The 10,025-nt window shown below is 32.2% G+C and carries 11 protein-coding genes; all 11 read right to left on the reverse strand.

What is annotated here, in order from left to right; genetic code table 11:
* Positions 1-8: 8 nt before the first annotated feature.
* Complete coding sequence (locus tag Q0C22_RS04440; protein WP_025392642.1) at positions 9-284, reverse strand: ferredoxin family protein; 276 nt, start codon at positions 282-284, stop codon at positions 9-11.
* A complete protein-coding gene (locus Q0C22_RS04445) occupies positions 281-1,582 on the reverse strand; it encodes an FAD-dependent oxidoreductase (protein ID WP_291492162.1) in 1,302 nt (433 codons plus the stop codon). The genes Q0C22_RS04440 and Q0C22_RS04445 overlap by 4 nt, the downstream gene beginning before the upstream one ends.
* Positions 1,583-1,593: 11 nt before the next feature.
* On the reverse strand, positions 1,594-2,604 hold the full coding sequence (locus tag Q0C22_RS04450; protein ID WP_291492164.1) for an electron transfer flavoprotein subunit alpha/FixB family protein: 1,011 nt from the start codon (positions 2,602-2,604) through the stop codon (positions 1,594-1,596).
* 11 nt (positions 2,605-2,615) lie between these two features.
* A complete protein-coding gene (locus Q0C22_RS04455) occupies positions 2,616-3,431 on the reverse strand; it encodes an electron transfer flavoprotein subunit beta/FixA family protein (RefSeq protein WP_291492166.1) in 816 nt (271 codons plus the stop codon).
* A gap of 82 nt (positions 3,432-3,513) precedes the next feature.
* Positions 3,514-4,359, reverse strand: coding sequence for a ModD protein (gene modD / locus Q0C22_RS04460; protein WP_291492168.1), 846 nt, complete (start codon positions 4,357-4,359; stop codon positions 3,514-3,516).
* A gap of 14 nt (positions 4,360-4,373) precedes the next feature.
* Entirely contained in the window at positions 4,374-5,195 is an 822-nt protein-coding gene (modA, locus tag Q0C22_RS04465) for a molybdate ABC transporter substrate-binding protein (protein WP_367172100.1), read from the reverse strand.
* Positions 5,104-5,841, reverse strand: coding sequence for a molybdate ABC transporter substrate-binding protein (gene modA, locus Q0C22_RS04470; protein WP_291492173.1), 738 nt, complete (start codon positions 5,839-5,841; stop codon positions 5,104-5,106). The genes modA (Q0C22_RS04465) and modA (Q0C22_RS04470) overlap by 92 nt, the downstream gene beginning before the upstream one ends.
* 106 nt (positions 5,842-5,947) lie before the next feature.
* Positions 5,948-6,259, reverse strand: a complete 312-nt coding sequence (locus tag Q0C22_RS04475) for a DUF2703 domain-containing protein (protein ID WP_291492175.1) — start codon at positions 6,257-6,259, stop codon at positions 5,948-5,950.
* Positions 6,256-6,669, reverse strand: coding sequence for a PadR family transcriptional regulator (locus Q0C22_RS04480; protein ID WP_291492177.1), 414 nt, complete (start codon positions 6,667-6,669; stop codon positions 6,256-6,258). The genes Q0C22_RS04475 and Q0C22_RS04480 overlap by 4 nt, the downstream gene beginning before the upstream one ends.
* 4 nt (positions 6,670-6,673) lie before the next feature.
* On the reverse strand, positions 6,674-7,327 hold the full coding sequence (locus Q0C22_RS04485; protein WP_367172102.1) for an EAL domain-containing protein: 654 nt from the start codon (positions 7,325-7,327) through the stop codon (positions 6,674-6,676).
* On the reverse strand, positions 7,321-10,025 hold a 2,705-nt coding region (locus Q0C22_RS04490; RefSeq protein WP_291492184.1), incomplete at its 5' end, for a PAS domain S-box protein. The genes Q0C22_RS04490 and Q0C22_RS04485, both read right to left, overlap by 7 nt.

Raw genomic sequence — 10,025 nt, forward strand, 5'->3', positions numbered from 1 at the left:
ATATGATTCTATCCAAATTTATATGCAACTCCAAAACCACCTCTTGGGTATCTCCAGGTAATATAATCACAGGCTATCCTGCAAGTACCACACTCCACGCATGCATCATAGTTTATAGATAACTTTTGTTCTTCTTCATCATAAGTATAAACACTGGCTGGACACACATATGTACAGGGCCTACCCTGACATTTTTTGCATGCTTCAGGATCACTTACACCTAAATGAGAACCTTCTTCGTCTACATTATAACCTACTAAATATAATTTATCTTCAATTCTCATCCTAATTTCCTCCATAATGTAAACATATCTTTTGCCAAGTTCCAGTAACCAAAATCTTTTTTCAATCTTTCTTTAATAGCTTTAATTTTATCCGGTTTAGAAACACCATCTACATTATAAATATTATACATAGAATCTATAATTAACTGTGGATATTTTGTTAATAGGTATCGTTTTTCTTCAAGAAGATGAGGTAAGTTCCTATACATCTTAAGGTCTTTTAATACAAATGATTCTTCCATTTTTGTTTGATAGGCACTGAGCGATTTAGCACTAAAATCGCCTTTTTCTCTTGCTTCCAGATATGTGCGTGCTGCAAGTTTTCCAGATTCAATTGCAAGGTTTGAACCTTCCCTGTGAACACTGTTGACCAGCATCGCAGCATCGCCTGTTACCATAAATCCATCTGTATAAAGCTTTGGTACAGCGTAATAGCCACCTTCTGGTATCATGTGAGCTAAATACTCTTTTGTTTCTCCACCAGCTATCAATGGCGCAATAGCAGGATGCGTTTTGAATTTTTCAAGCAAATCATTTGGATTTACTTTGTGTTCTATTATATCTTCAATTATAGTTCCAACACCAATGGATACAGAATTTTTATTTGTATATATAAAAGCCATTGATTCCATACCTTCAAAATATGGACCTGTGATTTCAATTGTTACACCTTCTGAATCATTTGACACACCAAACCTGTCATTAATTACGTTTTCCGGTAATCCAATAATCTCTTTTACTGCTATTGCAACTTTATTTGGTGTAATTTTTTCTCTTAAACCTAAAGATTTTGCCAAAAATGAATTTACGCCATCTGCTGCTATTACACAATCGCAGTATAAGTCACCATCTGGTCTATCCGTTTTTACACCAACAACTTTACCATTTTCAACTATTGGATCTTTTACCACAGTTTCATTTATAATTAGAGCACCTGCTTCCTGGACTTTTTGTGCAAACCATTTATCAAATTTTGCCCTAAACACACTAAAACAATTATATGGTTCTTTATTAAATTTTTCACTCCTAATTCCTGTAGAAAATACAGAATCTTCTGAGATTAACCATAATTTTTGTTCTATAATATGCCTTTCAAGTGGCGCTTCTTTGTAAAAATCTGGCATTAAATCATCAAGTGCTTTTCTATAAAAAATTCCACCCATTACATTTTTTGAGCCAGGAAATGTACCACGCTCAATAATTGCTACATTAACTTTTGCTTTGGCTAAAACATACCCTGCAGCCAATCCAGCTGGTCCTGCACCTACTATAACAACATCAAAATCCTTTTTTCTCATATCTACACTCCCTATTTAACCAACTTTTGTTTAAACATCTCTGTCATTTTTGGTAATACTTGTAAACAATCGCCAACTATCCCATATGTAGCCACTTCAAATATCGGCGCTTCTGGATCTGTATTTATTGCTATTATAATATCTGAGGATTTCATACCAGCAACGTGCTGCACAGCACCAGAAATACCTGCTGCTATATAAATTTTTGGGTGTACAGTCTGACCAGTTTGTCCTACCTGTCTTGATTGTGGTGCCCAACCAGCCTGAACCACTTTTCTTGAAACCGCCCAGGTACCACCAAGAACATTTGCCAGATCTTCGAGCAATTTTAAATTTTCTTTTTTGCCCATACCTTTGCCGCCAGCAACAATTACTTCATAAAAACTCAAATTTACCTTTTCTTCACCTGTTTGGACTTTTTCGATAATTTTCTTTACTATTTTATCTTCTGTAATATCGTATTTCTCTTTTATTATCTCTGGTTTTGTAGGATTTTTTACAGCTTTAAAAACACCTGGTCGCACTGTTGACATTTGGGGTCTGTTATCTGGGCAAAATATTGTTGCCATAAGGTTACCACCAAATGTGGGTCGTGTCATTAAAAGGTTTTTGGTTGAAGGATCAATATCTAAGGCTGTAGTGTCTGCTGTTAAACCTGTTGATAATTTTGTTGCTACAGTACCAGCCAGATCTCTACCAAGTGTAGTGGCTCCCACTAAAGCAACTTCCGGTTTATACTTGTCAATTAAATATACTATTGCATCTCTCCACGGCTCTGTTCTGTACTCTTTCAATGCTGAATTTTCGATTATATAAAACTTTTTTGCACCATATTCACCAACTTCTTTTGCAAATTGCTCAACCTTATCTCCAACAGTGAATGCACATACTTCGCAACCAAGATCTTTTGCAAGTTCTGCACCTTTACTAAGCAATTCAAGAGATACTCTTTCAATCTTGCCTTCATTGTGTTCTATAAAAACCCATACATTTTTATATTGTGTTATATCTTGCTTAATCATTTATCCACCCCTTAAACTTTTCCCAACTGCTTAAGCATTGGCTCTATTTTAGCATAAACTGTATTCACAATTTCATCTAAACTCCCTTCGATCATCTCTCCACGCTCTCTTTTTGGTGGCGTAAATGCTTTTTTAACCTTTGTAGGCGAATTTTTCAAACCGCATTGAGATGCATCTATTGTTGTGTTTGAAGAATTAAGTAAAACCACAGGTGTTCTGGCAGCTTTTATAAGGTATGGCAATGGAGCAAACCTTATGTGGTTAAGAGTTTCTTCTGTTGTTATCAAACATGGCATTGGAACTTCAACGGTTTCTGTTCCACCTTCAAGCAATCTCACTATTTTCATTTTTCTTGCCTGTGGGTCAACTTCTTTAATATCAACTGCATATGTAACCAAAGGAACATCAAAGCGTGTTGCTATACCTGGGCCAGTTTGAGCTGTATCTCCATCGATTGCCTGTTTTCCTGCCCAAAATATATCAACCGGACCAACTTCTTGTATAACCTTTTGTGCACCTGCCCATAGTGCATAGCTTGTTGCCAATGTATCAGAACCCGCAAAAACTCTGTCGCTTAGTAAAAACACATTGTCTGCACCCATAGCAAGCGCTTTTTTTAAAGCTTCATCTGCCATAGGAGGGCCCATACACAAAACAGATACACTACCACCAAATTTGTCCTTTATCTGGACTGCTGCTTCAATAGCATGCGTATCAAACGGGTTAATTATAGCTGGTACGCCTTCTCTTATTAATGTACCAGTTTCATAATCAACCCTAACTTGAGCCGCATCTGGAACTTGCTTAATAAAAACTAATGAATGCACTCAAAACCTCCTTTTTGATTTTGCCATATAGTTATTTTATTTTTATACAAAAATAAAAATATGTCAAGCACAAAGTGGAGTATTATCCGATTTTTGTAAACTTTACTCCAATATCGGCTGGTTTCGCAAAATACAACCAAGAAGTAACAATAGAATCAACACCGGTTTTTGCGTATTCTACTACATTTCTATCGTTAATGCCGCCAGCTACAGCAATTTTTATGGAATTATTAATTTTTCTTAATATTTCTGTGGCTTGTCTGGTTTTTTCTATGTCAAATTTATCAAGTTGTAAAAATTCAATACCAGCTTTTGCCAAATAAATTGCTTCATCAAGATTTTCAACCTCAACACACACCGTTTTATCGTAAGCTTTGCGTTTAATCTCGTCTACTTTGGTAAGTAACTTTTCAAAACCACCCATAAACATAATATGTTCTTTAAAAATCAAAATACTTTCTGATAAACCAAGCCTATGGACACTTGCTCCCCCGCTTAAAATTGCTTTGATTGAAAGTTTTTTCGCAAACGGAAAGGTTTTTCTTGTTGTGGCTACTCTGATACCTGGATTTTGGCTTTTTGCCAATTCTACAAAATTTCTTGTTTTTGTAGCCAAACCACTGGCGTGTTCCATTAAATTGGAACAAATCCTGTAGCAACTCTGTGCATTTTTGAAATTTCCATATGCTGAAAGCAACAATTGACCTTTATTGACAAAACTCCCGGAAGGCACAAGTGTTTCTACCTTTAAATCAAACCTTTTCAATACACGTTTTGCTTCTTCACTTGCACAGACAACCAGATCCTGCCTTGCAATAAACTCTAGTTTACAGTTACCATCAATACCTATAACATCCGTTGTTAAATCGCTATAGGCTAAATCATCGCTAATTAGTTTGTCTATTTCCTCACACGAAAAATAAATCATTGAAACTCCCAAAATTAAGCTTCAAAACCGTAATCCTTTAATATTTCTTTGGCCTGACTTGACTTCATAAACTCCAAATATTTAAATGCTTCATTTTTATTTTTTGATGATCTAAGTATAACCATTGCCTGGTTTATTGGCAAGTATAATTTCTTATCTACAATGCAATAATTACCACTTTTTTCATTTATTACCAATGAAAGCGGCAAAAAAGCCATAGATACACTTTTTGTCTGAGCAAATTGTAACACTTGAAGTGCATCTTTTCCTTGTGCAAACCTTATTTGCACAGTATCTATCATATGTGAGTTTTTTAAAGCCTGAATTGTTGCTTTGCCGTATGGACCAAGCTCTGGGTTAATTATGCCAATATAGCCTTGAAATTTGCTTACGTTTTCTAAACAATCTTTTTTGTTTAGCTTTTCAAGGTTTGAATATAGGGCAAGCACACCTTTTGCATATACAAAGTATGAGTTTTCTAAAGCAAAACCACCTTCAATAAGTTTTTTGGGATACATTGTATCTGCCGATATAAAAATATCTGCAGGATAGCCATTTTTTATTTGTTCAAAAGCTGCACCGGCAATAATAGGTATTGCTGTTATTTCAATATTTCTATATTGGTTTGCAAATAATGAATTAATCTTTTTTATAGGTTCTTGCATGCTTGGCGTATACACAATCACAAGCTTTGAAGCAAAACTCACATTACAAAAAAACAAAAAAGCAAAAATAACAAATAAATTATGGCGTAGCATACCCAAATTCTTTAAATATTTCTTTTGCTTGATTTGATCTAATAAAATCCAGATACTTTTTAGCCAATTCTTTTTCATTTGAAGATTTTATTACAACCATTGCCTGTTTTATTGGTTTGTATAAACTCTGGTCAACTTCACAATAATGACCTACATTTGATTTAATTACCAAAGCCAATGGTATAAAAGCTATTTGAGCACTGCGCGTTTGAGCAAACTGTTGAGCTTGAGATACATCATTTGCAAAAACTATCTTATGCTTTAGCCTCTCATAAATATTTGCAGATTTTAACGCTTCAATTGAAGCCCTCCCGTAAGGTGCAAGTTTTGGGTTTGCAATCGCAATATGCGATATATTTCCATCAAGACAAGTGTTTATACAATCTTTATCCAATTTTACATTACTATTTGTCCAGATTACCAGTTTACCGATAGCATATATATAATAATCATCGCCAAAACCTTTTTTTACCAGCTCCTGTGGGTATTTTGCATCAGCTGACATAAAAATATCCACAGGATAACCATTCGTAATTTGCTGGTAAGCAGCGCCCGATACAAGTGGTATGGTTACTACTTTAACACCCTTATTCAACTTTTCAAACTCTGCATTGATTGGTTTTATTACTTTGTCAAGGTTTGGCGCAATCACAACTTTTAGTTCATTTGCATAAGACATATGAACAAAAAAAATAACAAATAACACAGCAAGTAACTTTTTCATCATACACCTCCTTTTTGATATATAGTATTTTATATAACGTTAATTGTCAAGCAAATATTTTTTAAATATAGTATAATAAATTTTAAGCTAACGTAAGACTTTAAAACTAAATAAAACTTTTCAGTCTATCTTTGATAAATTCTTTTGGTATTACGCCGGATTTCTTGCCACCTATATCAAAAGTCCTGCAGGCATAATTGACTTCTTTTGGTTTTTGCAATGTATAAATATCAACACCATCAATATATATTGACGGTGATCCCAAAAAATTTACTTCATTAGCTTTTTCAAGTGTTTCAACATCAATTTTTTCAACATTAATACTTAAATTTAATTCTTTTAATGCTTCCAGCAAATTGTTATAAGTAGGCTCAGAATTTGGACAACCGCTAAAAAACAAAAATTCTATCTTTTTCATAAGCTCTCCTGTATATTTTTACATGCATGCAAAAAACTCTCAAGACTTTCTTTTAAATTTGTTAAAGATACAATCCAGAGTTTGAGTTCTGCTTTTCCTTTATCTGTTAGCGTGTAGATTTTTTTGTAATTACCTCTACCTTTATCGTTAATGTCGCAAGATGAAACAATAAGATGATCTTTTTCCATAGCATTTAATGTTTTGTAAATATAGCCAAAGTCACCCACATCTTCATACTTTATACCCATATCCTGGAGTGCTTCTATAATTTTAAAACCATGTCTGGGTCCTTGAGTTAAAATATATAACATAAACGCTCTCAAAAACCTGGGTGGGCGCTCTGCCGGGTAGTTTTCACACCACCTTTTGATTTTTACTGATGGTTTTGCTTCAGTTTTTACATTTTTCATATCATCATTCTCCTATTAAACGATCAAATTCTTCCTTAGTGATAGGTTTTGATAATAAAAATCCCTGCATAGCATCACAACCTAATTTTTCTAACATATCAAGTTGTTCTTTATTTTCTATACCTTCTGCTATTGTCTTTATACCTAAATTATGTGATAAATAAATAATTGTTTCAACAATAGATTTTGCTTTTGAATCGAAAAGCATCTTTCTTACAAAAGATATATCTATCTTTATATAATCAAATGGTAGCTCACTCAAATATGACAAAGAAGAGTAACCTGTCCCAAAATCATCCAAAGCTAATTTTATATTGTAACTTTTAAGCGAATTCAAAAAAACTTTATAATATGGCAAATCTTCTATAAATGTGCGCTCAAGCATTTCAATCACAATCAAAGAAGGTTCAATTGAATATAAATTTATTATAGAAACAATTTCATCTATAAATCTTTTTTGTTTAAAACTTATTGGTGAAATATTTATTGATATCGGTATTTTATTTTTTCTTAAACTAATACTTTGCGCTATTTCATTTTTTAACCATTCTTCAACATTCAAAATAAGGCCCGTTTCTTCTAAAAAAGGTATAAATTCTAAAGGCGGTATAATTTTATCGCCTTTTTTCCATCTGAGTAAACATTCTGCCCCTATGATTTTTTTGTTTTTGTATCAAAATAAGGCTGATAATATACCAAAAATTCCTTATTAGAAAGTGCTTTTGTTATATTGTACCTAAGTGAGAGTTTTTCTTTTGCACTATCTTCTACTTCCTGTCTGTAAAAACCCAATGCCCCCTCTCCTTTTTCTTTAGCATCCGATACTGCAATTTCTGCTTTTTCCAAAAGTATTTTTGGGCTTCTTGAATCTGTTGGGTACAAACTCACACCTGCATTAAAAGAGAGTTTTACTACAGTGCCATTTATATTATAATCATCACAGAGAACTTTTATTATGTTTACCATTAAAACTAAACTATCTTCTTCAAATGAAAGATCTTTAAGTAAAACCGCAAATTTATCCGATTCAAGCTTTGCAACTATATCAATTTGTCTTACTATTTTGCCCAATCTCTCACCAATTGCTTTAAGGAGATCATTGCCAAATTCAAAACCATACGCTTTGTTGATGTTGCCAAAATTAATAGGATTTATAATGGCTACTGCACCAACTTTATTTTCAATTTCTGCACGCTTTATAAATCTTTCAATGTAGTCTATAAAAGCCTGACGTTTTGGCAGATTGGTTAAAGCATCAAAATGCGTTAAATAATTGATCTTTTCATAGAGAGTTTTTTCTTTTGATATGTCTTTTGCAATACTCACATAGTACTGTATTTGATTATTTTCTATGAACGGTACAATACTAACAAGTGCACTAAAAAATTTTTCATCTTTTGTTTTGTAGGTTACAACATCGGAAAAAATTCTGCCAGAAGTTAATGTTTTGTAAAAATTTCTTGTAAATTCCTTGCTGTGTGTTTTTGAACTAAAAATAGAATGGTTTTTTCCAATAACCTCATCTTTTGTAAAACCCGTAATTTTTTCAACAGCTTCATTTACATATATGAGTCTGAAATTTTTATCCATAACACCAATTAAATTTTCATTTCTATCTATTGCAAGCATTACAATATCGCGCCATCGTTGAGTTTCTATATTGTCAAGCGCATAGTTTATATCCAGTGTAATTTCCTTTAATAATTCGTATATATTTTTGTTAAAATAGTTTGCTTTGTCAGATAAAGCTACAATGGCACCAATTGATTTATTTTTTTTAATAATAGGTATAGAACAGCATGAGCGCATACCAATTTTTGCAGCTTCAGTATTAAAGGGTCGCAAATCTTTTGTATTTGCATCATTTATTATGTAAACACGTTTATTTTTAACGGATTTGAAAAAGGGAAATCTATGTAGATTAAATTTATCATTATCTTGAGTTTTCAAAATATTGAACTGTTCAGATACAAAATCTAAAAAAATCTGATATATTGGGTTCTCTAAGCTTGAGGCACCTATATAAAAATTGTTGTTTTCATCAGTTAATGCTACATACGCAATTTTAAATTTTGCAAACTTGACTAAGATTTCGGTTATTTTATTAAATATTGCTTCTTCTTTTTTTTCATACACAAGCAATTGATTGATTTCAGATAAAGTAGCGTATATATTTGACAAATTTTCTATTGTTTGAAGGTGCCTTATTTCTTTTGTTACGTCTCTTGAAAGATCAACAAATCGGCTTACTTTACCATTAACTTTAACAGGTATAATCAATGAATTAAGATAAAATAATTCACCCTTTTTATTTTTATTTACAAAAGTACATGTACAATTTTTTCCATTAAGCAAACTATCCCACATATTTTTATAAAACTTATCGCTATGATATCCAGATTTAAAAATAGAAGGTTTTTTATTGATTAATTCTTGTAGATCGTATCCGGAAATATCACTTACCGCTTTGTTTGCGTACTCAATTGTGCCATCAGCAAAAGTAATTAACACCCATTCTGAAGAAGACCATATAGCCTTATCCAGGATGGTTTTGTATTGTTGATCCCTTATTTTCTGGAGCGCAAAACTTATATCAGATTTTATTTCTTCCAATATATCTAAATATTTTTCATTGAATTGATTAATAATTTTTGAATGTAATAGTAATACATACTCAATACTTTGATTAAACATTATAGGTATAGCACAGGCAGATAAGATATCATGTTTTTTAAAGTAATCAATCCAATAGTACATTGATTCATCTGAATTGACATTTGCTACTAACGCAATTTTACCTGTTTGTATAGCTTTTGCCACAGTTCCCGTGCCGTATGGCAGGTTTTGATTGGCCGATATTTTTAAAGCCTTAAAATCTTCTAAAATTGATTCATTTTTAGCATTTAAATACTTTATTATAAAATCTTTCTTTTTATTTATACAACCAACACTTGCAAGCTCAAAATCCAGCTTTTCAACCAAAATTCTGCAAACGCTTTCAAATAACTCTGCTTCATCGTTTACAAATGTAATTAGTTTATTTATTTCTTTTAATACAAAATACAGTTTTTCGATTAATTTCTGATCGGTAATATCTACAAGCGTACCAAAAGCTACATACTCATTTTTGTATTTAATAGTATTTGCAGATAAATTTACATAAATAATACTTTTGTCTTTTTTTATCATTTTTATTTCGCTATGATTTGAAGAAAATTTCTCTCCACTAAAGCGTCTTTGTAAGATATCGTTTATTTTGTATCTATCTTTTTCTTCATAAAATAAGTCAATGGGGTTATTATTTTTTATTTCATCAATTGTATATCCCAATATATCTAAAGCCCTTTGATTTAAAT

The organism is Desulfurella sp., assembly GCF_023256235.1.
Classification (GTDB): domain Bacteria; phylum Campylobacterota_A; class Desulfurellia; order Desulfurellales; family Desulfurellaceae; genus Desulfurella.